22 protein-coding genes are annotated in these 24942 nt (G+C 42.1%); 9 read left to right on the top strand and 13 right to left on the bottom strand.

The window, feature by feature from the left end:
- Positions 1-141 precede the first annotated feature (141 nt).
- Together CZ382_RS23015 and CZ382_RS23010 are read right to left on the bottom strand one after the other, a co-directional pair.
- On the bottom strand, positions 142-471 hold the full coding sequence (locus tag CZ382_RS23015; protein ID WP_088053379.1) for a general stress protein: 330 nt from the start codon (positions 469-471) through the stop codon (positions 142-144).
- Positions 472-714: 243 nt separating this feature from the next.
- Positions 715-1506, bottom strand: coding sequence for a CAP domain-containing protein (locus tag CZ382_RS23010; RefSeq protein ID WP_088053378.1), 792 nt, complete (start codon positions 1504-1506; stop codon positions 715-717).
- A gap of 450 nt (positions 1507-1956) precedes the next feature.
- Here CZ382_RS23010 and mreBH point away from each other — a divergent pair, with 450 nt between their 5' ends.
- The 5 genes from mreBH to CZ382_RS22985 all read left to right on the top strand — a co-directional run bounded on the left by mreBH (position 1957) and on the right by CZ382_RS22985 (position 7912).
- The gene (gene mreBH / locus CZ382_RS23005) at positions 1957-2964 is read left to right on the top strand and encodes a rod-share determining protein MreBH (RefSeq protein ID WP_088053377.1); all 1008 of its coding nucleotides are present in this window, start codon (positions 1957-1959) and stop codon (positions 2962-2964) included.
- A 299-nt stretch (positions 2965-3263) separates the two neighbouring features.
- Complete coding sequence (locus CZ382_RS23000) at positions 3264-3623, top strand: DUF1428 family protein (RefSeq protein ID WP_088053376.1); 360 nt, start codon at positions 3264-3266, stop codon at positions 3621-3623.
- Positions 3624-4005: 382 nt separating this feature from the next.
- The gene (locus CZ382_RS22995; RefSeq protein ID WP_088053375.1) at positions 4006-5163 is read left to right on the top strand and encodes a CaiB/BaiF CoA transferase family protein; all 1158 of its coding nucleotides are present in this window, start codon (positions 4006-4008) and stop codon (positions 5161-5163) included.
- A gap of 16 nt (positions 5164-5179) precedes the next feature.
- Positions 5180-6382 carry an acyl-CoA dehydrogenase family protein gene (locus CZ382_RS22990; protein ID WP_088053374.1) on the top strand — a complete coding sequence of 401 codons (1203 nt, stop codon included), beginning with the start codon at positions 5180-5182 and terminating at the stop codon, positions 6380-6382.
- An 87-nt stretch (positions 6383-6469) separates the two neighbouring features.
- Positions 6470-7912 (top strand): NAD-dependent succinate-semialdehyde dehydrogenase, encoded by a 1443-nt coding sequence (locus CZ382_RS22985; RefSeq protein WP_088053373.1) that lies wholly within the window; start codon positions 6470-6472, stop codon positions 7910-7912.
- Positions 7913-8292: 380 nt separating this feature from the next.
- On the opposite strand, the gene CZ382_RS22980 is transcribed toward CZ382_RS22985, so the two are convergent.
- The 11 genes from CZ382_RS22980 to CZ382_RS22935 form a co-directional block, all read right to left on the bottom strand.
- The gene (locus tag CZ382_RS22980) at positions 8293-8844 is read right to left on the bottom strand and encodes a cupin domain-containing protein (protein ID WP_088053372.1); all 552 of its coding nucleotides are present in this window, start codon (positions 8842-8844) and stop codon (positions 8293-8295) included.
- 238 nt (positions 8845-9082) lie between these two features.
- Positions 9083-9235 (bottom strand): hypothetical protein, encoded by a 153-nt coding sequence (locus CZ382_RS23875; RefSeq protein WP_155555447.1) that lies wholly within the window; start codon positions 9233-9235, stop codon positions 9083-9085.
- A gap of 310 nt (positions 9236-9545) precedes the next feature.
- On the bottom strand, positions 9546-9926 hold the full coding sequence (locus CZ382_RS22975; protein WP_088053371.1) for a retropepsin-like aspartic protease: 381 nt from the start codon (positions 9924-9926) through the stop codon (positions 9546-9548).
- Positions 9910-10200 carry a hypothetical protein gene (locus CZ382_RS22970; protein ID WP_371871328.1) on the bottom strand — a complete coding sequence of 97 codons (291 nt, stop codon included), beginning with the start codon at positions 10198-10200 and terminating at the stop codon, positions 9910-9912. The genes CZ382_RS22975 and CZ382_RS22970 overlap by 17 nt, the downstream gene beginning before the upstream one ends.
- Before the next feature lie 487 nt (positions 10201-10687).
- Positions 10688-11011, bottom strand: coding sequence for a DUF3870 domain-containing protein (locus CZ382_RS22965; protein ID WP_088053370.1), 324 nt, complete (start codon positions 11009-11011; stop codon positions 10688-10690).
- A gap of 21 nt (positions 11012-11032) precedes the next feature.
- Entirely contained in the window at positions 11033-11809 is a 777-nt protein-coding gene (locus CZ382_RS22960; protein ID WP_088053369.1) for an IclR family transcriptional regulator, read from the bottom strand.
- 189 nt (positions 11810-11998) lie between these two features.
- Entirely contained in the window at positions 11999-13174 is a 1176-nt protein-coding gene (locus CZ382_RS22955; protein WP_088053368.1) for a saccharopine dehydrogenase family protein, read from the bottom strand.
- A 539-nt stretch (positions 13175-13713) separates the two neighbouring features.
- Positions 13714-15213 carry an aldehyde dehydrogenase family protein gene (locus tag CZ382_RS22950; RefSeq protein ID WP_088053367.1) on the bottom strand — a complete coding sequence of 500 codons (1500 nt, stop codon included), beginning with the start codon at positions 15211-15213 and terminating at the stop codon, positions 13714-13716.
- Positions 15214-15254: 41 nt separating this feature from the next.
- Positions 15255-16928 carry a thiamine pyrophosphate-binding protein gene (locus tag CZ382_RS22945; RefSeq protein WP_268811341.1) on the bottom strand — a complete coding sequence of 558 codons (1674 nt, stop codon included), beginning with the start codon at positions 16926-16928 and terminating at the stop codon, positions 15255-15257.
- The gene (locus CZ382_RS22940; RefSeq protein ID WP_088053366.1) at positions 16925-18106 is read right to left on the bottom strand and encodes an aminotransferase class I/II-fold pyridoxal phosphate-dependent enzyme; all 1182 of its coding nucleotides are present in this window, start codon (positions 18104-18106) and stop codon (positions 16925-16927) included. Before CZ382_RS22940 ends, CZ382_RS22945 begins: the two co-directional genes overlap by 4 nt.
- Before the next feature lie 124 nt (positions 18107-18230).
- A complete protein-coding gene (locus CZ382_RS22935) occupies positions 18231-19811 on the bottom strand; it encodes a Na+/H+ antiporter NhaC family protein (RefSeq protein WP_088053365.1) in 1581 nt (526 codons plus the stop codon).
- Between the two features lie 241 nt (positions 19812-20052).
- Between CZ382_RS22935 and kynU the strand changes: the two genes are divergently transcribed.
- The 4 genes from kynU (at position 20053) to CZ382_RS22915 (ending at position 24900) form a co-directional block, all read left to right on the top strand.
- Entirely contained in the window at positions 20053-21324 is a 1272-nt protein-coding gene (gene kynU / locus CZ382_RS22930; RefSeq protein ID WP_088053364.1) for a kynureninase, read from the top strand.
- Positions 21324-21953, top strand: coding sequence for an arylformamidase (gene kynB, locus CZ382_RS22925; RefSeq protein ID WP_088053363.1), 630 nt, complete (start codon positions 21324-21326; stop codon positions 21951-21953). The genes kynU and kynB overlap by 1 nt, the downstream gene beginning before the upstream one ends.
- Positions 21954-21971: 18 nt before the next feature.
- Positions 21972-22814, top strand: coding sequence for a tryptophan 2,3-dioxygenase (kynA, locus tag CZ382_RS22920; RefSeq protein ID WP_088053362.1), 843 nt, complete (start codon positions 21972-21974; stop codon positions 22812-22814).
- Positions 22815-23556: 742 nt separating this feature from the next.
- The gene (locus CZ382_RS22915; RefSeq protein WP_088053361.1) at positions 23557-24900 is read left to right on the top strand and encodes a sodium-dependent transporter; all 1344 of its coding nucleotides are present in this window, start codon (positions 23557-23559) and stop codon (positions 24898-24900) included.
- Positions 24901-24942 lie beyond the last annotated feature (42 nt).

Genomic DNA, 24942 nt, shown 5'->3' with positions numbered 1-24942 from the left:
TAATCTTCGGAGTTATTCAAACAAATAGGTTTACAAATACTACACAGAACGAACCCTGAAAGCCTCGCTAAAGGTCTTTCAGGGTTCGTTTTTCTGGCAATCATCTCTGTTTAACTTAAGCGCCAACTCACTTAACAATGTTTAGCTAGCTTGATTCACAATCAGCAGAATTTTTCCATGATCCAGCTTCTCTTCAAGCTCGTTCGCTTCATGTTGTGCAAAACCGAGTTCTTTAAATTTCTGACGGAGTTCATCACCTTTTTTACGAAAAATGTTTCCAACCGCTGTGCCTAGTCCTTCTTCACTCACACCAACCTTATTAGCATCAACTTTTTCAGCTACTCTATTGGTCCGATCGGCATCGTGAGACATTACATACAAGTTGTCCTTATGGATTCCTTTTGCTGACAGTTCTTTCACTTCAGTCATTAAAGCAGTATCATCCTGAAATTCCTTTACTATTGGTTTCATGAAATCTCCTCCTCAAATTGATAGATTGGTTCAGAGCATGATACCTGTCCTTCAGCTCTATAATTTTTATACCCGTATCCATTATGGTTAAACGTAAAAAAATGTGGGGAAATAACGATTACATGTAAATTCCAGGTAATAATACCGATCAATCAAGTTTCTTCATGAGATTGAAAACGTATCTTCCTATTATATTTCGATAAAAAAAGAGACTAACCTCGCAGCTAGTCCCTCATCATCCGTTTATTTTCCGATAAATTCTTGCGTCCAGTAATTGCCGTTTTCAACATATCCTACACCAATATGGGTGAATTTCGGATTTAAAATGTTGGCACGGTGACCTTCACTGTTCATCCAGCCATTTACGACTTCTTCCGGTGTACGTTGCCCTCTGGCAATGTTTTCTCCAGCTGAACGGTAGCTAATACCATATTGCTTCATCATATCGAATGGTGAGCCGTACGTTGGGCTGTTATGAGAAAAGTAACCATTTGCACTCATATCACGTGATTTTTCATGTGCTACTTTGCTTAATTCCGCATCTACTTTAAGTGGTGATAGGCCTTGCTTTTCACGCTCTTGATTGGTTAAGTCAACAACTTGTTGTTCATATTGGCTTAACCCTTGTGATTGTGACTCATTTTGCTGTTCATTTTTATCTGCAGCAGGCTGTTGTGTAGTTGTCTCTGTTTTGTCTGTTTGCTTCGGCTGTTCTTGTGTTTGCTTTTGTTGTTCTTGTGGTTGTTCTTGTGTTTGCTCTGGCTGTTTTCCTTCTTGTTTGTCTTTATCGGCTTGTGCTTGCTGATCACCTTGATGTTTCCAATTCAGTTGGCAATGCTTGAAATAATCATTTAGTAGATTACTATTGTTGCCTTGTGAAGATTTGTGCCAGTTTCCACCATTAACAGAATAATAAACTTTATATGTTTTATCTGATGAATGATCTGTGTTAGCCGATGCATCTACAGAAGATAACGCTCCGCCAAATAATAATGCTGTCGATAACGCCGTAACGACGCCGAGTTTTTTCAACATCTTTCATGCACTCTCCTTTGGTTTTTGTTTTTGCAAAACTAATCATAGCATGGTTTTTTTGTAATAAAGCTGGAAAGGCCTGCCAACGCAGAATAAACAAAAATAATTTACAGGGCATGTCAATAAAAATCTTTAATTTCCAAGAAAAATAGACTTGTATAATATCGGTCAAACAGGAAAATGTTCAATACACTGGTAAAAATTACAGTAAATCCGCTATTGACACCCCCGCAATTTCCGATGTTATATTACAAAATATCTGAATTTGTAATCAGATTGTTACTTGATTTTTCAACGATTTAATGATTGGAGTTGTCCTGATCGAGTTAAAGAATCATCCTCCCAACCTACTAAATAACAAAATATGTAAAGTGCTTATCTACCCCCAAAAATTATGTTATGGTATAGAAGATATTTAATTAGAAAACTGTCATCATTGGAGGAGCTTATATGTTATCTAATGCAGAAATTGGAATAGATTTAGGTACGGCAAATATACTTATATATTCAAAATCAAAAGGAATTGTTTTAAATGAGCCGTCCGTTGTGGCCATCGATGTTAATACAAAAAATGTTGTTGCGGTCGGTGCAGAAGCAAAAGAGATGGTAGGAAAAACACCGCAAAACATTGTTCCGATTCGACCTTTAAAAGACGGCGTTATTGCGGATTATGATGTGACCGCTCAAATGCTGAAGGAATTTTTGAAAAAGGTCAGCAAAAAAATGGGACTGTCGATGCGGAAACCTACTATTGTTGTTTGTACACCATCTGGAAGTACCACAGTTGAACGCCGCGCCATTCATAATGCAGTCACAAGCTACGGCGCAAAACATGTCCACTTAATTGAAGAACCAGTTGCTGCTGCGATTGGTGCCGATTTACCAGTAGACGAGCCAATCGCTAATGTGGTTGTCGACATTGGCGGTGGTACTTCCGAAGTAGGAATTATTTCATTTGGCGGGGTTGTCTCCTGCAATTCTGTCCGGATTGGCGGCGACAAGATGGATGAAGAGATTATCCAGTACATCCGCAAAAAATACAACATTCTTATCGGGGAACGAACAGCAGAAAATATTAAAATCGAAATTGGCTACGCACATCCTGATCATAAGGAAGAAACAATGGATGTTCGCGGACGTGATATGGTCACCGGTTTACCAAAAACTGTTACCATTTCATCATTTGAAATTTATAATGCATTAAAAGAATCATTGCAGCAGATCCTGGAGGCAATCCGTGCGACACTTGAGAACTGCCCGCCGGAATTAAGCGGTGATATTGTTGATCGGGGTATCGTTTTAACAGGCGGTGGCTCCCTATTGAACGGAATGAAGGATTGGCTGGCGCAGGAAATTATTGTTCCTGTTCACATTGCACCAAATCCCCTTGAGTCGGTTGCAGTCGGGACAGGACGGGCTTTGAAAATGATATCAAAGCTGCAAAAAGCCGCGAAATAATAGACTATTTGTGGCCGTACACCCGATATGGAGTACGGCTATTTGTCATTCCTTAATTTAGCTAATCCATTGATGTACATCGGTTAAAATGGAGCAAAATGCTGAAGTTCACAATAATTATGCTAAAGTTAGTTTTTAAGAGGATAAATAATGCTAGTTTTAACAATAAATTTTGAAGGCATCTATAATTGGATCCAAGGATTTCCCCACTAACCCCTCAATCTAACAACTTTCTCAAAAAAATAAAGGATTTTCCCGATACGTGTTGAATATATAGAGTAATGTAGCGAGGTGATTGCATGTATACAATTATTTACATTTATCGCATCAAAAAAGTACATGAACAGACGTTTTTAGATATTACTGAAAAAGCTAGCGAAATTTATTTGGCAAATGGTGCGTTGGAAGACACTACATATCTCGCTGATGCGTTACATGGTCAGCATGGCTGTACGGGATTAATGTCAATTATTGATGTAGCAGAAGATGAAGCCGTTTATTTAGGGCAGAGTGTATTTCGTAATAAGTCCCATTATGAGGATGTCATGAAACAGGTTAATCAGGATGAAGAAATTAGCCGGTTATATGATGAAATGACCAAGATCATTGATTTTACCAGGGTGATCTCTGCTACGTTTACAACTGGCGACAGGAAATAATACAGCATTTCAATATTTTTTAGAAAAAGGGATTTACAAATTATTCAGAACAAAATATAATAGGAATTAATGAATCATGTTGGAAACAATGCCATGTTCCGTTCACATGATTATAAGTTTACGAATCGAACTATGCGATAAGAAGCCAAACCATTACAAAACATACACTGCCTAATCTGTTTACAGTACTATCCCAGTTCTGTTCCAGCAGATATAAAGCCAGTTCACATTGACTTGCAGCAACACGACTGTGGTCAATTTGAATTGGCTTTTTTCACTTTAAGATTTCATAGGATAAAAGTATAAGAGAAACTTTAGACTCGTTAGTATGGACGAGGCGAATAACCGAGTTTTTCTAACATTTCAAGAAAGGAGTGGTGACATGACGGGAGCACTGGAAAATGTGAAAGTGCTTGATCTATCCCGTGTTTTAGCTGGCCCCTATTGTACGATGATCCTTGGCGATATGGGGGCCGAGGTTATTAAGGTCGAAGCACCAGGCGGAAGTGATGAAACGAGAGGCTGGGGTCCCCCGTTTCAAAATGGTGTAAGTGCCTATTATTTATGTGCCAACCGCAACAAAAAGAGTATCACCGTCGACCTGAAATCCACTGAAGGTATTGAGGCTATTAAAAAGCTGGTTTCTGAAAGCGATGTCATCATTAATAACTTTAAATCCGGTACAATGGAGCGATTTGGGCTTGACTATGATACGCTCACCACAATCAATCCGGGGATTGTATACTGCTCTATTACTGGCTTTGGTGAAACAGGTCCTTATCAGCACATGCCAGGATATGACTTTATCATTCAGGCGATGAGTGGGTTTATGAGTATTACTGGCAGTGAGGATTCAGGTCCGCAAAAGGTTGGTATTGCCATTACCGATATATTGACAGGGTTATACGCCTGTATCGGCATCCAAGGTGCATTACTCGAACGCACCCAGTCTGGCAAAGGGCAGAAGCTTGATATTTCCCTTTATGATTCTGCAGTCAGCTCCCTTGTCAATATCGGCAGCAACTATTTGATGTCAGGTGAAATTCCGCAAGTACTTGGCAATCATCATGCTAACATTGTCCCCTATCAGACCTTCAAAACTGCAGATGGGGAAATGGTCATTGCGGTAGGGAACGACAATCAATTTAAGGCACTATGTGGTATTCTGGAAAAACCGGAAATCGCCAGTGAAGAACGTTTTCAGACGAATCCGAGCCGGGTTGAGCACCGGGATGAATTAGTACCTTTGCTGCAGAAAGTGTTTTCGACAAAATCCACTTTGTACTGGCAGGAGCAATGCCGGCAGCATAACATTCCGTGCGGGCCGATTCAAAACCTGGAAGAAGTCGCGAATGACCCACAATTAAAGGCACGGAAGATGTTTATTGAATATGAGCATCCAACAGCTGGGGAGATAAAAATGATCGGCAGTCCGTTGAAATTTTCCCGGACGCCTGTCACGGTGAAACATCATCCGCCTGATGCTGGTGAACATACAAATGAAATTTTAACAAAGCTTGGATTGACTAAGACAAATTAATTTAGGAGATGATCAGATGAACTTTGAACTTTCAGAAGAACAACAAATGCTACGGGATACAGTACGAAATTTTGTCGACAAAGAAATTATGCCGTACGCTTCAGACTGGGATCGGGAAGGAAAATTTGATACTAAGATTATGACCCGATTAGCCGACCTTGGCCTGATGGGTGTTTGTATCCCCGAAGAATACGGCGGCAGCGGGATGGACTATAATTCGCTGGCAATTGTTTGTGAGGAACTCGAACGCGGGGATACCGCATTCCGGACCGCAGTTTCTGTCCACACCGGATTGAATAGTATGACCCTGCTGCAATGGGGAACCGAAGAGCAGAAGCAAAAATATTTAGTCCCGCAAGCAAAAGGCGAAAAGGTTGGTGCATTTGGCCTGACTGAACCTGGTGCGGGATCGGACGTTGCCTCCATTCAGTCAACTGCGGTAAAGGATGGCGATCATTATGTTTTAAACGGACAAAAGACATGGATTTCACTATGTGACACCGCCGATCACTTTCTCGTTTTCGCCTATACCGATAAAGCGAAGAAACATCATGGCATTTCCGCCTTTATCGTTGAGCGGACGTGGGAAGGGTTTTCGTCAAAAGCAATCAAAGGAAAACACGGCATTCGTTCCGGTAATACCGGTGAATTATTCTTTGATAATGTTCGCGTTCCAGCAGAAAACCTGCTTGGCGAAGAAGGAGAAGGATTTAAAATTGCGATGGCCTCATTAGATAATGGACGGTTTACCGTTGCCGCCGGTGCATGCGGGCAAATCATGGCATGCCTTGAAGCAAGTGTAAACTATTGCCACGAACGGGAAACATTCGGCAAAGAAATCGGCCGCCACCAGCTCGTTCAGCAAATGATTGCCAAGATGGAAGCGGGCTTGCAAATGAGCCGTTTACTCGTGTTCCGTGCCGGCGAATTAAAAAATCAAGGGAAACGCAATACGAGAGAAACGTCACTAGCAAAATGGCAAGCCTGTGATTTTGCCAATCAAGCGGCTGATGATGCCGTTCAAATCCACGGTGCCTATGGCTACTCCGATGAGTATCCAGTAGAACGCTATTTACGTAACTCGAAGGCACCTGTTATATATGAAGGGACCCGTGAAATCCACACTATCATGCAAGCCGAATATGTACTCGGCTATCGCAAAGACAAACCGCTAAATAAAATGCTGCCAGCCTGGGAAAAGGAATTAGTTTCTAAATAATTTTGTCACGGTCGCATCTCACCTGTAGATGTTTCATATATTGTAGGTGGCCAGATGTGACCTATTCGCTAAAGGAGGAAATTTTTGATGATCGATACAATGATTAACAGTATTTTTATTGATGGCAAATGGCAGCGTGCAGAATCGGATAAAACGACGACCGTCTACAACCCTGCAACACTTGAACCAATTGCCGAAGTGGCTTACGGTGGTGAAGTGGAAACGAAAAAGGCGATCACGGCCGCAGCCAATGCATTTACCACGTGGAGTGAGATGACGGGGCGTGAACGTTCGCACATTTTATATAAAGCATATCAGCTTATGTTGGAAGAAACCGACCGTCTGGCAAAAATTTTAACAACCGAACAAGGAAAACCGTTGAAAGAAGCAACAGGCGAGGTCAAAGGTGCGGCCAATTTTCTGCTTTGGTATGCGGAAGAAGCAAGCCGCAGTTACGGTGAGTGGATTCCATCGTCCATTAAATCCAAGCGAATGCTCGTTATACCGCAACCAGTCGGGGTCGTCGGTGCCATTACACCATGGAATTTCCCATCCTCGATGATTACCCGGAAAATTGCACCAGCGCTCGCCGCCGGCTGTACCGTTGTGCTAAAACCAGCACCGGAAACACCATTATCCGCCATTGAAATCGTTAAAATTCTTGAACGTGCTGGAATGCCCAATGGCGTCGTTAATTTAGTTACCGGGGACGCGGAAGCAATTGGCAATACGCTGCTTACAAGTAAGGACGTCCGTTTAATTACATTTACCGGTTCAACGGCTGTTGGAAAATACTTAATGCGGGAAAGTGCCGAGCATGTAAAAAAACTAGCACTGGAGCTTGGTGGGCATGCACCGATTATCGTGTTTGACGATGCTGATTTAGAAAAAGCTGCTAGCATGTCACTAGCAAGCAAATTCCGAAATAATGGTCAAACATGTATCTGTGCCAACCGGTTATATGTACATGAATCGGTAAAAGAAAAATTCACGCAAGCTTTAACCGAAAAAGTAAAACAACTGAAAATCGGTAATGGACTGGAAGACGGAACCGATCTCGGTCCGCTTATCAATGAGCAAGCCTCTATTAAAGTTCAGACACATCTTGATGATGCAGTGAAAAAAGGTGCACAAATTGTCTGCGGCGGTACGAAATGGAATGGCAATATGGACGGCTATTTTTACGAGCCAACCATTCTCTCCAACATTACCGAAGACATGCAAGTAATGAATGAGGAAACATTTGGTCCAATTATCCCGATCCAGGCCTTTTCCGATGAACAAGCCGTCATCGAAAAGGCAAACGATACGGATTATGGCCTGGCCGCGTATATTTTCACGGAGAAAACGAGCCGCGCTATCCGCGTTTCCGAAAAACTGGACTACGGCATTGTTGGTGTAAACGATGTTTTCCCTGCAGTTGCCGAGGCACCATTTGGCGGTATAAAGCAGTCCGGAATTGGTAAAGAGGGCGGTCATTATGGAATGGATGAATTTTTGGAGAGGAAGTTTGTTTCGATGGGGATATAAGTGAAAAGTTTTTTAGTTCGCAGTCAACTATCCACCCCGGCAAGATTAATGTCGGGGAACGCTTTCTTATATCAGGAAACCAAATTTGTTGAAGCAAATATTTCCCGGATTAAGACACTCTAGTAACAGTAGCTTTAAAATATAGTTTGATCAAAATCACCTCCCAAGCCCATATTTTACGATAAATAAAAAGAATCCGTTTGGAAAGGATTCTTTTCTTGTGAATTAGTATACATTTTTTAATCAAATTACTATTAAAATATATACTCTGATACTAAATAGAAGCATATTCCGATATTCTGTTGTAAATGTCCTTAAAACAGGCGCATTTAACATTTATCTTTCTGAGGTATTGTGGCTTGTTTTTTCATTTCCATTACTTATCCTTCTTCCGCAGCCATTGCCTCTGCTTTAGTCCTATGAACAGTGCCAAATGGATGGTTTGGTGGGGCATATATCGAGTATAGTTTTAAAGGAACATTTCCGGTATTTGTGACATTGTGCCACATTCCCGCAGGTATTATGATGGCAGAGTCATCAAAAATTCTCCTTTGAAAACTTAAATTTTCTCTACCTTTGCCCATTTGGACAATTCCCTGACCTTGTTCAACCCTTAAGAATTGATCAACGTTAGGGTGCATCTCCAAACCAATATCATCGCCAACATGGAGACTCATTAATGTAACTTGCAAATGATTACCTGTCCATATTGCTGTACGATACGTATTGTTTTGCTTGGTGGCTTCATTGATATTTATAACAAATGGGTTTGCTCCATAATCTTTTAACATAATCCTATTATCCCCATAAGATGACCGATACGAACCAAATGTCTCATTAGGATCAGCCCAATAACCTGTAAGATTTCTGTAAGTATGCATTGGTACATTCATATAATAAGGATATTGATACGTATAGGGCACACAGTACATTTTCCCCAACCCCTTCACATAAATTGTTATTCACAAATTATCCTATGTATTGTAGGAGAGGTGTGTGTACTTCACCTAAGGTAACTTTAATGAAACAACTTCATCTTTATCGATTCTAACCCCCCTTTATAATACAGTGTGTTACCATTTTTTTAGTACATCGTATTATAATAATGAAAATAAAGGTGGATAGACAATAGCAAATGAAATTGCATATAGTCTCATTCCACAGAATTGTCTAATTATCAAAATGAACGCGATTCATATAGGAAATTGCGTCCTTATTTAGTACAGTATATAAAAGTCTTACTTCGTTAATGGAACGTTTAATATCATCACCAACTAAAATAATGGAGTTTTGGCGATCCTCAACTGGAGCAAAAATCATCACATATTCGTTATCCTTACCCTTGACTTCACCCTTACTAAAAATCAGATAACTTTTTCACCAGCTGATTCCAAAAACACACCGGATTTACCTTCATCAATAATATAGCCGTATTCTTTATCAATTTTCCGGGCGTTAAGGAATTGATGTTCCAGTTTGCTCATTACTCTATACTTGTTTCCATCGTTATCCGCCTGAAGTTTAATATCGGAGCCAAAGCAATTCTACTGCAGCTGGGGTACTAAGACGAAGACATAAAATGTGGCTTATATACTATAACAACAAAAGAGAACCATTGTATTTAAAGTTCCCTTTAACTGTTCCTCTCCATTTCAAGTTGCATTAAGTCTATTGTAAATCCTGCTTGCATTAACAAATCTAATCCAAGTAATCCGTTAATGTCCTCATATCCAAAGTCATTGAAATCTACCTCTACATTTTCAACTACAAAATCACTAATTTGAATTTGGTCTATTTGTTTTCTAAATGCATGTTCTTTTCCACCAACTCCAAAATAGGTGACAATTCGATCGTGCAAATCAACATGTAGTCCAATATCTTCCACAATATCTTGGGAAATAAGTGTTCTAGCTGCTCCTGTATCTACTACCATATTTTGTATCACTTTACTTTTGCCATTAAATATTAATGTAATATCAACCAAAAGTAATCCATATCTATGCTTGATTTTCATGATAGCGGAATCTCCTTAATCCTACATCTTGGCGGACTTCAAGCACAATGTTTTCATGAGCAGTATGATAAACCAACTCGTCACCTATTGAGTTTAATAATTCCGTTGTTGCACTTTTCTCGGACACGGGCTTAATAACCGCTATATCTTCAATGAATTCTTGACTATTTTCAATATGAGACGATAATACTTTTAATTTAACAAATTGATTAGGGTATAATTCTCTGACCTCTGACCATTTCATGATTTTCACCGTCCCTTCGTTTGGTACCATTATTATAACACCCTTCTATATATCTTTTCATTGTATATAATTGCCCTACGATATTACCCTGGCTCTTCTATATACCATATGTATTTATTATTTATAGCAGCTTCCTTTTAACCGTTCACAAAGTTGAGCCAAGTTGGGATTATAAAAATGGAAGTGTGATTCTGGAATAAGGGAGATAGTCAATTAGTTCACTAATCAGGGCCCCTCATATGGTGGATTTAAATAGTGCTCCGCAAAATCCTCTTTATAGGGGGAGTTTGACTTAAGAATTCTTTCAGCAGATGATACCGCTTACCATCTATTTCATATACTGACTCTCCATTATGAATAATTTCCTTCATAATTTTGGCTGCATACCCTCTAACCTTTTCAAGCAAATACCTCCGTTCGATTATTACTTTATTTAATTTTACAGCATTTGCAATAACAAAAAAGATTTTTTGTTTCTACAAAACAAGTATTCATTTACAAAAAATCTCTTTGTAATTCACCTGGCCCCTGCACCCCTCTGATACTGCTCATACTGCTTATACAAATCCTTCAGTGCCGATTCCAGTGCATTTCCTGCTTTCCCCAAATAATGATCCTTCACTTCCTGCACCGGTTTTTCAATCCCATCCTGCAAACTATAGCCCCGCAGCAGCTGCTGTACATACTCTCTGCCGTGCAAGGTGGCAAGTGTGCAACCGGCGGTAACGATAACCCCGTACTTTTTATCAATTTCAGCTGTAATCGTTAACGTATCGTAAATACTTTTCGCTGCCATCCCCGATGGAAGTCTGGCATGCCCTGCAATAAAAACCGTATTCATTCTCTGTCAATCCTCCCCGAATTAACGAACAAAACCCCGCCCACGGTAGCCTAGCTTTTCGGAGATATCCTGTGCTGTCCTCTCCGTACTTGCTTTAATATAGCTAAGATTGTCACCCTCAAAATGGCTTGACAACCCGCTTACAGTCAGTGCGGCAACGACATATCCGCGATGATCATAGATTGGATAGGATATTCCAGTCGTATCGGCGTCTTGTTCTCCTATACTATAAGAATATCCTGCTTCACGGATTTTTTCCAGTTCCTCTAGCAAACTTTTTCGATCAGTAGGCTCATGATCACCAAGAAAATGCAATTCCTCCCTATCCAGTATTTTTTCCTTCCGTTTTTCATCTAAAAAGGCAAGCAGCAACTTAGGACCGGAGCCCATATATAATGGCGTGCTCTTCCCGATTCTCGTATACAGACGCAGTGCTCTTGTACTTTCTACCTTTTCAATATAAGTCGCCTCATTTTGATTGACGATAACGAGGTGGATGACTTCATTGATCTCATGTGCCAGCTCTTCCATAAATGGCAGGGCAATTCCCCTAAGCTCCAGTTGGTCGGAGACAATTTGTCCTAATTCCAGCAGCTTTAAGCCTAACCGGTAGCGGCTGTCATGCTCCGTTTCCTTTGTTTTATGTAAAAAATTGCATGATTCCAACGCCGACAACAGCCTGTAAGCAGTCGGTTTCGGCATATTTGCTCTGTAGGAAATTTCCTTTAGTGTCAATTCCTGATCTTCTTCGGTAAATAAATCGAGTAATTTTAGTGCCTTGATTACACTTTGGTTCATGATTAATAGACTCCTTTAGAAAAACTCGGCATCCGCCTCGTCTTTCCAGAGGCCAGAAGTCGGAGGTCGGATTGGTAGAAATCGGCAGGTTAGTCGATTTCGTTATGAAGAACCGGCAGCCCTTTTTATCCCGTATCCCCGGAAAGGCAATATGGATATCCCTCTACCAGTTTAGTAGAGGGACTAAAATTAACTATTTACATGTATCGTTTTCTCGGTATTACTTGTTTCCTTAATGATAACACCGCGCTTTGCCATTTCTTTAATATAGGTATCTCCGGCAACAATTTGTTCCGGCGGATAGACACCCTTTTTCGTTATTGTACCATTTGCAATCATTTGTGCAACAACGGAGATCGTATTAGCAGTCGCGCGAGCCATCGCTGTAACATTTGTGTTCCGATCCTTGTACGTCGTCATTTCATATTGGAATGTTGCAGGTTTTCCATCCTTTTCTCCAGAAACAACCACGCGTAATAATACCGCATCATCTTTGTCTTTTAAATCGACGATTGGATCGAGCACTTTTAGCAATACTTCGCGTGGATTGATCTTTTGCCCATTTACATCTACTTCGTAATCCATTCTAGTTAAATTTAAATCTACTAACAGCTTGAATTTTTCGGCATGACCCGGATAACGAATCGTTTTGTATTCCAATGTTTGCAAATTCGGATAAGAAATGGATAATGTTGATGTTCCACCAGATGTATGGAAGGCTTCCAGCGGTCCAAATTTTTCAAAATAGACGCGCTCGATTTCCGATAATGACGGAATTTCCTGTTTTACGCCATCACGAATAATCAGGGACGGGTCGGTGTAATGGTCAAAAACCCCCTCCATCGAGAATACATGATTATATTCAAACGGTGGTTCCGGACGTACTGGTATACCGCCAACATACAATTTAATCGATTCCGTCTTATCCAATTTTGATACCCCATGTCCGGACAGGATATTGATCATCCCTGGTGCAACACCAAGATCAGGAATTAGTGTCACACCAGCCGCCTTTGCCTCATCTTTGAGGGCTAATACTTTATCCGTCATATGGCCAATGTGACCACCAAGATCAACTGAATTAACACCAACTTTGATAGCAGTTTTAGCAACAGATTCATTGAAGGAGTAGAATAAGGCGTTAATAATTACATCAAACTCCATCATATAATTTGCCAATTCGTCTTCATCACTGGCATTTACTTGATAGGCTGTCAGTTTAGGAGAATTTAATGAATCACAAACCTGTTGTGCTCTGGCAAAGTCGATATCGGCAAGGCCAACTGCTGCTACCCCTGAACTCATGACTAAGTCCCGTGCTGCTTCTTTTCCCATTAATCCAGATCCTAATACACCTATTTTCATCAAATCCACTCCTTGTGAAAAGTTATTAAGAGCTACTTGGCTGCAGTAATGCTCCTTAATCCCGTTTTAATGGGCAGGCGAAGCACCCATTTTTAATGCGGAACGAATACAAGCCTCAAAAGGCGGGGTTCAACTGCCCGCAAAGTTCCATTTAAACAAAAAATTCAATAAACTCCAGCCACCGTAGATAACCAGCGAAAAAACAGCAATCCAACACTAGCCTAGTGAGCCTAGAATCGCGCTAAAATCGTGGAAAGCGCCGATCGCCTTTTTTCCCCTTCGATTGGGGTTTCTATATGTTCGATCGGCTTTTTTCCTCTTCTGATCGGGGTTTCTGCATGTTCGATCGGCTTTTTCTCCTCTAGATCGGGGTTTCTGTATGCTTGATAAAAGTGATAAAACACCAGAAATTCGTCGGTAAAACCTCAAAAATCGCCGATAAAAGTAACGATAAGCTACAAAAAGGATCGATCAAGCAACTATCTAAATAGTAAACCACCCGACTACCGTTAAGACGCCTCGGCTAATGCCGTGTTAACCTACTCTACATCGATCTGCGCCCGCTGCAATTTTCCACTGTAATCCACATAGACCGCTTTCCATTCTGTAAATACGTCGAGTGCCGCAACACCAGAATCGCGGTGCCCGTTACCTGTTCCTTTTGTTCCACCGAATGGCAGGTGAATTTCCGCGCCAGTTGTGCCAGCGTTGACGTAGACGATTCCGGTATCAAGATCACGCTGGGCTTTAAATACACGATTAACATCTGCTGTAAAAATCGAACTTGATAAGCCGTACGTTACTCCGTTGTTTACCTCAATCGCCTCTTCAAAACTCTTAACTGGAATCAAAGAAACAACGGGACCAAAGATTTCTTCCTGGGCGATTCGCATATCCGCCGTTGCATCCGTGAACAGGGTCGGTGAAAAATAATTTCCCTTTTGATGGTCATCCTCATTCAGGACATAACCGCCGGCAAGCATTTTTGCCCCTTCCGCTTTACCAATTTCGATGTACTGTTTAATTTTCTCAAGACCTGCTTGATTAATAATTGGACCGACTTTAATCGATTCGTCCAAGCCGTTTCCAATGGTTAGTTTCTCCATTTCCACAAGCAGCCGTTCTTCTAATCGTTCCTTGACCGCTTCGTGAACAATCACACGGCTGCATGCGGTGCAGCGCTGGCCGCTTGTGCCAAAGGCGCTCCAGAGAATACCTTCCACAGCCAAATCCAGATCAGCATCATCCATCACAATTACCGCATTTTTTCCGCCCATCTCGAGGGATACTTTTTTCAGTTTCATCCCACATTTGCTGGCGATATTTCTTCCTGTATCATTCGACCCTGTAAAGGAAATAACCCGGATATCATCATGTTCAACCATCGCATCGCCGACTTCTGATCCAGAGCCAAACACAACGTTCATAACTCCTTTTGGCAGCCCTGCCTCTTCTAAAATCTTAGCAAGTTCAAAGGCCATAATTGGTGTCTCGGTTGCTGGCTTCCATACAACCGCATTTCCTGCAACAATTGCTGGGAATGACTTCCAAGTGGCAATTGCAATCGGGAAATTCCATGGCGTAATAATGCCAACAACACCAACTGGTGCCCGCATGCTCATCGCGAATTTATCCTTTAATTCCGACGGGGTCGTCTGCCCAAACAAACGGCGTCCTTCACCAGCCATGTAAAAGGCCATATCAATTCCTTCCTGCACTTCTCCGCGCGCTTCCTCAATAACCTTTCCGTTTTCCATTGTTAATAATTGGGCAAGCTTTTCTTTCCGTTCCTTCATCATGCTGCCAACGCGAAACAGTACCTCGGCTCGATGTGGTGCAGGCACCAGTGCCCATTCTTTTTGTGCTTTTTTGGCAGCTGCCACGGCATCATTCACACTTCCCCCGCTGGATAACGGTACCTCAACAACAGTTTCGCCAGTTGCAGGGTTAACAACCGCAGCCGTTTTCCCGTCTGATTCAATCCATTCCCCATTAATAAAGTTTTTTAGGCTTCTTACTTCTAATAATGCTTCTGCCATATTAAATACCTCCTAAAATTTTTTATGAACAAAGGTGCAGATTACTTGTTAGAACGATCCCGAATTTCCTGGATGGTTGATGATACGGAAATTTGCTCTTTATCGGTTATAATCTCAATAACTGTTGGTTTGTTTGATTTTAATGCCTCGTCAAATACACGCTCAAACGCCTCAATCGTATGAACCGTAAACCCTTTAGCGCCAACACTTTTTGCCAGGTCAGCAAATGACACATCCCCTAGATCTGTTGCCATCACTTTCTCCGGATAATGTATTTCCTGATGCATGCGAATCGTTCCATACATGTTATTATTAAACACGAGACTTATGACCGGAATATGATAGCGGACTGCGGTCTCCAGTTCCTGCACGGTCATCATAAAGCCGCCATCACCAGACAACGACACAACCGTCTTTTTCGGAAATGCAAGCTTTGCACCAAGTGCTGCCGGCATTCCGTACCCCATCGCCCCCGAAGTTGGTCCAACATACGTATGTTTTTCGGTAAATGGATAAAAGGCGTGCAGCCATCCGGCAAAATTTCCGGCATCGTTGGTTAATAACGCATTTCCCGGAAGTTTATCTGCCAGTATTGCAACAACATGCTTGTTTAGCACATCATCATCTTTCAAAACTAAACGACTGATCGATTCATATGCCTTCCGCCGCTCTTTCACCCAACCGCTCCAAACGGGATCAACGTCCAAACCTGTCAGGGATTGGAGCGCCTCCTGCAGATCGGCCACAATTCCGACGTCTGGCTGATACACTTTTCCAAGCGTTTCAAAGTCGATATCGATATGAATCAGCTTTTTGGCTGGGTTGATAAGCCTGTAATCCTGTGTCGTAACTTCGGAAAGCCGCGTTCCAAGCGCCAGGATCACATCCGCATCCGTTACCGTTTCAAGGATCTTTTTATTCGTTCCAAGTCCCAGATGCCCAACATATAAGGCATGATCATTCGGAAAAACGTCATGCCGGCGAAATGCTGCAGCTACGGGAAGCTGATATTTTTCCGCAAAATTAAGCAGTGCCCCTTCTGCTTGTGAACATTTCACTCCGCCACCCGCAATAATCAAAGGATGTGTTGCCCCAGCTACTATTTCCTCGACACGTTTTATTTCTTCTGTTGCTGGACTTGGCTTTGGCTTGATCGTTGCTGGTCCAAAGTGCATATCTGATACTACCGGTAAAACATCCTCCGGTAAAGAAACAATAACAGGTCCTGGTCTACCCGTCTGAGCGATTCGGAATGCCCGCTGTACCAGCTCTGGCATCCGTTCCGCGTCTTTTACCTCCACCGCCCATTTAGCGATATGCTGGAAATAGCTATCCAAATCAACTTCCTGGAACCCTTCCCTGCCCCGGAATTTGCTATGTACCTGGCCAAGAAACACAACCATTGGCGTTGAATCCTGGTAGGCTGTATGAACGCCTATGGAAAGATTTGCCGCGCCAACACCTCTTGTTGCCAGCACGACACCAGGTTGTAATGCCGATTTCGCATATCCTTCCGCCATAAATGCTGCTCCACTTTCATGTCTTGCAGAAATGACTTGAATCGCCTGCTCATCATATAAGGCATCCAACAAGGGCAAATAACTTTCTCCAGGCACACAAAAGACGTTTGTAACTCCCTCGACTTTCATACATTCTACAATTGCCTGGGCAGCCGATAATTTTTTCGTTGTTTGTGGAGCCAAGTCAGTCTTCACGATTCGTGCACCCCCTTTAAATCCATTGCTTTTATCCGGTTGATGACTTGATCCAGCCGCCCCGTTGTCACGGATAGGGAGATACGGATAAAGCCCTCACCAGTTGGCCCAAAAGCTGTACCAGGAGTAACAATAATGCCAGCTTCCTCCAGTAATTTATTGGCAAAACCGATGGAGGTATACTCATCCGGAACACGTGCCCAGAGAAAAATGGTTCCTTTTGGCTTTTCCGTATAAATACCTGCTCTGTTTAAAGCGGCATGCAATTTCTCCATGCGCATTTCGTATTTTTTGTTATTGGCTGCTACTGCTGACAGATCACTTTCGAGTGCAGCGGCAGCAGCCTTTTGAATCGGGAGAAACTGACTTGTATCAATGTTACTTTTTAACGTAGCCAATGCCCCTATAACCGTTTTATTTCCGACAATATAACCGATCCGCCAGCCGGTCATACTAAAACTTTTTGACAATGATCCGAATTCAACTGCCCAGTCCTTGGCATTTGGTGCCTGCATGACACTCGGTGCTTTGTATCCGTGAAACGTAACCAAATCGTAGGCGGCATCATGGGCCAGGAGCACGTTGTTTTCCCGGGCAAATGCAATCGCTTCCACAAATGTGCTTAAATGAACAGTTGCCGCAGTTGGATTGCTCGGGTAATTTAACAGCATTAATGTGGCCTTTTCCTTATCTTCATCCGTAATGTTATCAAAAAGCGGCACATAGCCATTTTCTGTATCAAGTGGTAACCGAACGCTTTTCCCGCCAGCTAGATGTACCGCAGTACGATAAGCTGGGTAGCCTGGATCGGGAACGAGCACGGTTTCGCCAGGATTAATAACGGCATGCATTAAATTGGCAATTCCTTCTTTTGACCCGATTAATGCCAGTACCTCTGTGTCTGGATCCAATGTAACGCCATAATGTTTTTGGTAATAGTGGGAAACAGCCTCCCTAAATTCAAGGCAACCGCTATAGGTTGAATAGCGATGGTTGGCAGAAACTCTGGCCTCTTCCGCCAGTTTGTCAATGATAAAATCCGGTGTCGGCAAATCCGGTGCACCGATTCCTAAATCGATTACATTGACCCCCTTCGCTTCCAGCTCTTTCTTTTTTTCCTGAAACGCAGCGAATAAATAAGGCGGCAAGCTTGTTACTTTGTCAGAAACAAAAGTCATTATCCATCCTCCCTATTTCACTATTTGAAACGATATTTCATATAACTATTATAAGTGTAAATCACATTTTATAAATTTGCAACTGTTTATAATTAACAGAATATAAACAGTGCAAAAATACTAGTTATTGGGCTAACGTCTCATCTGCACGTTCTATATTATCCGGTTTTTCTGAAAAAACATAAAACAAAACCAAACAGATGATAACCGTGGCCAAACCAGCCCACACATTGCCGACCAACCCCAAAACAATGTACCCTAATCCGGCAATTCCGGCTGCTACTAATGCGTATGGAATCTGGGTGGTCACATGGTCAATATGGTGACAGCTTGACCCTGCTGAGGAAAGAATGGTCGTATCGGAAATCGGTGAACAATGGTCACCAAAGACTGCTCCTGCTAGTACAGCTGCAAGTATTGGTAATATGAGGGAGATATCCGTTGCTGCTGCAATGTGTCCAGCAATCGGCAACAAAATCCCGAATGACCCCCACGATGTTCCCGTTGCAAAGGCGATGAATCCGGCAATAACAAACATAATAAATGGTAAAAATGCCAGGCTGATATTGGCATTATCAACTACTCCAGCCAAGTATTCCCCTGTTCCCAGTTCACCAATCAAAAAGACAATTGCCCAGGCAAAAATTAAAATAGTGAATCCGGGCATCATTGATTTTGCCCCTTCATAAAGCCCGATTCCAAAGTGCTTTCCCGTTAATTTCCCCTTAAATATATGGCGCAAAAATAAGATGAAGGTGATCGCAATACCAATCAGCCCACCATACAACAATGCCTCCGGCGCATCAGCACTGCCAAAAATATTAATTAACGTTTTTTCTCCTTCAACAGAGCCAAGACCGCTGAAGTACATGGAAATGACCGTCGCCACAAACAATCCGGCAATTGGGATAAAAAGGTCACTGACTTTACCAGAATCACTTGTTGGCAAATTAGACGCTGTGTCTATTTTATCTTTATTTTCTGGATTTAACACTTCACCTGTTTGCATCGCCCGTTGTTCATGTACTTTCATAGGTCCAAAATCTGCCTGACGCAATGCCATGATAACGACAACACCAAGTGCAGCCCACACATAAAAATTCATCGGAATGATTTGGACAAAGGCGCCAAAAGCGGTATGCTCTGTAACTTGTTGTGCTGCCAAAACCGTCCCAAGTATTCCGATAATGGAAGCACCCCAGCTTGAAACAGGTGCAATAACACATACAGGTGCCGACGTCGAATCAACAATATAGGCAAGCTTTGCCCGTGATACCCGATGTTTATCGGTCACCGGTCTTGCAACCTGACCGACTGTTAAACTATTAAAATAATCATCAACAAAGACGATAACACCAAGCACAGCTGTCATGATTTGTGCACCAGCCCTTGTTTTCACCCGTTTGATCATCCAGTCGCCAAACGCCTTTGTCCCGCCCATCATACTGACAAAAGCCGTTAGAATCCCAAGCATCATGACAAACAATAGAATATAGATATTTCCTGTGTTTAATGCACCATCGGCAACAAATACACCTTTGAACGCTTCCCAGACCATACCAAGTGAGGCAAGAATATCAAAGCTTTTAATAAAAAATGCAGCAGCGACAATTCCGACACCAAGCGATAACAATACCCGTTTCGTTAAAAGTACCATCACAATTGCTAATATCGGCGGAAGTAACGACCAAGCTGAATTCACCATGGTAAAACCTCCTTTTTCCATTTGATTTCCAATATTGCAAGCAAGAAAATTTTTCACCCCCATTTGTAAGCGCTTGCATTATTTACCTACTCCATACTATTCTATACATACTTGCCAAATCCTCCTTTTATACGAAAAATTCGTGTACATAAGCTATTCCTTTATTTCGACTTTTGACACATTCCGGAAAGCGTTTTATCATTTAAGTAGAGTAAATTCGTTATAAAATGAGGTGTAATCAATGAATACAGGAAAAAGTTATGCACAGTACCTGGATCAGCAGGATGAACTAAAACACTTCCGCAATGAATTTTACGTTTCAGATGAGACGATTTATTTTGACGGCAATTCATTAGGACTTTTATCCAAACGCGCTGAACAAGCAGTTGCGGAATTGATGGATTCCTGGAAACGATACGCGATTGATGGATGGACCGAGGGGCATCATCCATGGTTTTATTTATCCGAAAAACTTGGCGACCAGTTAGCCCCACTTGTTGGTGCAAGGCCGGAAGAGGTCATTGTAACAGGATCAACCACAACGAACCTGCATCAGCTTGTTGCCAGCTTTTATCGTCCGAACGGCAGAAAAACAAAGATTCTTGCAGACGAACTAAACTTCCCATCTGATATTTATGCATTAAAAAGCCAGTTGAAATTAAAAGGCTATGATTCTAGTAAACACTTGATCCAAGTGCCGAGTAACGACGGAAACACACTCAAAACCTCGGACATTATTGCCAACATGACAGACGATGTTGCACTGATTGTCCTCCCTGGTGTCCTCTATCGCAGCGGCCAGATTTTAGATATGAAAACATTAACGAAAGAAGCACATAAACGCAATATATTGATTGGGTTTGATTTATGCCATTCGATTGGCTCCATTCCCCATCATTTATCAGATTGGGATGTTGATTTTGCTTTTTGGTGTACGTATAAACATTTAAATGGCGGCCCTGGAAGTGTTGCAGGTCTGTACGTAAACAAACGGCATTTCGGGCATGAACCGGGCCTTGCCGGCTGGTTTAGTTCGGCAAAGGAAAAGCAATTTGACATGGAGCATCATCTGACACCGGCTGCGGATGCTGGCGCCTATCAAATTGGTACTCCACATCTTTTAAGTATCGCCCCGCTAATTGGTGCGTTGGAACTATTTCAGGAAGCGGGAATAACAAGGATTCGCGAAAAATCGCTTCGCCTCACCAATTATTTAATGGAATTAATCGAAGCAGAGCTTTCCAGTTACGGTTTTTTCATAGCTAATCCCCGGGAAGCTGCAATGCGCGGGGCTCATGTATTTATTGAACACCAGGAGGCTGCACGAATTTGTAAGGCACTGAAAGCAGCTGGTGTTATCCCTGACTTTCGTACACCAAACGGCATTCGGCTCGCCCCGGTTCCTTTGTACAACATGTTTGCAGAAGTATGGCAAACGGTGCAAATTTTGAAATCAATCATGGATAAAGGGGATTATAAACAATTTGAAAACAAACGAGGTGTTATTGCATAATGACAAACTGGATTGACATTACCCAGCCCCTGACCAATACAATTGCTCACTGGCCCGGGGATACACCCTTTTCTTATAACTTAACTTGCACCAAGGAAGAAACCGGATCTACCAACGTTGGGCAAATTACAACCAGCCTGCATATGGGTACCCATATAGACGCACCCTTTCACTTTGATAACGATGGGTTAACGGTTGATCAGCTTGATGTAAATATATATATCGGGAAGGCAGCCGTAATCGATGTCAGCCATACCGACACGATTACCCCAGATATTTTACAGGAACACGAATGGGATAAGGATGTAACACGTCTGTTATTGAAAACAAGTCTGCCAAATGATCCTGAACGTTTTCCGAAAAGAATACCGGAACTGGCTCCAGAAATTGCTGCGTTTTTACATGATAAAGGGATAAAATTGCTGGGCGTTGACATGCCATCCGTTGATCCCCCTGACAGTAAAGAACTGGCGACACATCATGCATTAGCTGATCATGGCATTTTCATTTTGGAGAATATTATGTTAGACCACATAGCTGACGGCAATTATCAACTAATCGCCTTGCCGCTTGCCATTCATGGTGCAGACGGCAGCCCGGTGCGAGCGGTATTGCGAAAAATCGATTAATTAAAAGGAGAGTTTCACATGACTGATGCAAATGTCACCTTCCAATCGGAGGAAGGTATCCATACTGACTTCAAAGAGAAAATGACCTACGGCGATTATCTTCAGCTTGATACACTGTTGTCCAGTCAAAAACGATTATCCGATCATCATGATGAAATGCTGTTTATCATTATTCATCATGTGTCAGAGCTTTGGCTGAAGCTGATTATCCATGAAACGAAAGCTGCTATCAAAGCAATTGAACGAGATGACCTGCAAGCGTCGTTCAAAATGCTTGCTCGCGTTTCTAAAATCCAAACACAAATTATTCAGGCATGGGACGTACTATCAACCTTGACCCCGGCAGAGTATATGGAATTTCGCGATACGTTAGGGAATGCATCCGGATTTCAATCGTATCAATACCGATTGGTTGAATTTGTATTAGGATATAAAACACCCTATATCTTGAAAATCTATCAAAAAGATCCAGAAGTTCATACCATTTTACAGGAAGCATATAACGCTCCCGGCTTGTATGACGTGGCCATTCAAGCCTTAGCCCGGCATGGATTTGCAATTAATAATGCAATACTACATCGCGATTTTTCCAAAACGTATCAAAGGGATAGTTCCGTCGAAAGTGCTTGGCTCGATGTCTATAAAGATGTGGAGGCACATTGGGATTTATACCAGTTAGCTGAGAAGCTTGTGGATGTGGAAGACGCTTTTCAGCAATGGCGGTTCCGTCACATGAAAACGGTGGAACGAATCATTGGACATAAAAAAGGAACTGGCGGATCATCAGGTGTCGGGTATTTGAAAAAGGTGCTGGATCATTATTTCTTTCCGGAATTGTGGGCGATTCGGACAGAATTGTAATGCTATCCTTTATACTGTTGTTGCCATATCTTTCCGTTCGCATGCGTTTTCTTCTTTTTCAGGCGGATACCTTTCCGTTCGACAAAAACCTTCCACCCGTCCGTAAAGCCGGCTTTTCAACGAATCCCGGGATCTTGTGAACAAAGGCGCAAGCGCCCGTTTAGCGACGTATGGACTGGACTGAGCCGTAGGAGATAAAGGAAACATGCCCCTGCAAAAGGGGTAGACGTGAGTTGGACGCAAAGTCCGTTCTTAGTCGGCCTTCCTCCTTCCCCGAACCGATGTTGACTTATCGTACGGAGGTGAGGGAAGTCCACTAGTCGCTGGGCGCTGGAGCCGGACGTGGCTTACCCTGTCGAGAGCAGAATAGAGCCTAAATTTATATACTTTCTTATCTTTTAAGAAAAGCGCAAGCGCCCGTTTAGCAACGTACAAACTGGAGCACTCCGCAATGAGATAAAGGAAACATGCCCCTGCAAAAGGGGTATGCCGACGTTGGCCGCAAAGGCCGTTTTTAGTCGGCCTTCCTTCCGCCCCGAACCGATGTTGACTTATCGTAGTGAAGGAGTGTGAAGTTTGCTTGGCTTTAGCGCTGGAGCTGGACATGGCCAACTCTGACGTAAGCAGAATAGAGCCTAAATTTTTTTAAACTTTCTTTACCTACGACGAAATACCATTACTTGCGCTTACCCAGAAGTAATGATATTTTTTAAAGATAAGCATTTTCAAAGGGAGGAATATCATGCAGAAAAAAACAGATCAATGGTCATCAAAACTCGGCTTTATTTTATCATCAGCCGGTGCCGCGATTGGCCTTGGTGCAATTTGGAAGTTTCCTTATATGACCGGGATGAACGGCGGTGGAGCGTTTTTTCTCTTGTTTATCGGGTTCACAATTATCATTGGCCTCCCCTTATTAATTGCGGAATTCATTATTGGCAGAGGTGCACAAAAGGAAGCAGTTAGTGCCTATAAGGTTCTCGCATCAAATAACGGATGGTCGATTATTGGCAAACTGGGAGTATTTGGAGCATTTATTTTAATGTCTTTTTACAGTGTTGTCGGCGGATGGGTACTCATCTATAGTGCCATGTCCATCCCGGGACTGATCATTACGGGAACGGCCGATTACCAGGGATTATTCACCACCATAACAGGCAATCCCGGCATTACTATTCTGGGTCACGCCTTATTTATGATCATTAATATTATTGTCATTTCATTTGGCATCAAAAATGGGATTGAAAAAGCTAGTAAAGTGTTAATGCCATTATTGTTTATCTTTTTTATCATCCTGGTTATTCGTGCAGTCACCTTTGAAGGTGCCATGGAAGGACTCGAGTTTTTTCTGCAGCCGGATTTCTCAAAATTAACCGGGGAGAATGTGTTATATGCACTTGGGCAATCCTTTTTTTCATTGGCGGTTGGGATTTCCGTTATGGTCACATATAGTTCCTACCTAAAAAAAGACGTTAGCCTGCCAATGTCAGCGGGCTCTGTTTCGATTATGAATATTTTTGTATCATTGCTCGCCGGGTTAGCCATTTTTCCGATTGTCTTTTCGTTCGGTCTTGAACCAACGGAAGGTCCTGGTTTATTATTTATTGTCTTACCGGAAGCATTCGCCCAAATGCCACTCGGTGAACTATTCTTATGTTTATTTCTTTTACTATTCTTATTTGCCGTGTTGACATCTTCTTTTAGCATGCTGGAGATTATTACTTCTGCTTTTACCGCTAACAAGCAACGTTCACGTACCAAAGTGGCCTGGATAGCGGGATTTATCGTTTTTCTTGCAGGAATTCCAGCAGCACTGTCATCCAATGTATTAGTAGATGTTAAAATTTTTGGATTGACGGCGTTTGATGCATCTGATTTTCTGGTAAGTAATATCATCCTTCCGCTCGGGTGTTTGCTAATTGCAATATTTATTACCTTTGTTATGGATAAAGCTTTAGTTAAACAGGAGTTTTATTATGGGAGAAATCTATCCCCTGGCCTATTTCGACTATGGTTTCCGATTATGCGCTGGCTTGTGCCGGTTACGATTATTATTGTTTTTGTCAGTTCACTTGGAATGCTGTAACAGGTGTCATTTTAGACATCTGTTTTTTTCTGCTTACTTTTG

The sequence above is a fragment of the Virgibacillus dakarensis genome, assembly GCF_900155625.1.
GTDB lineage: Bacteria > Bacillota > Bacilli > Bacillales > Amphibacillaceae > Lentibacillus_C > Lentibacillus_C populi.
Note: the sequence above shows the minus strand (reverse complement) of the source record. Positions and strands in the feature narration are given on the sequence as shown.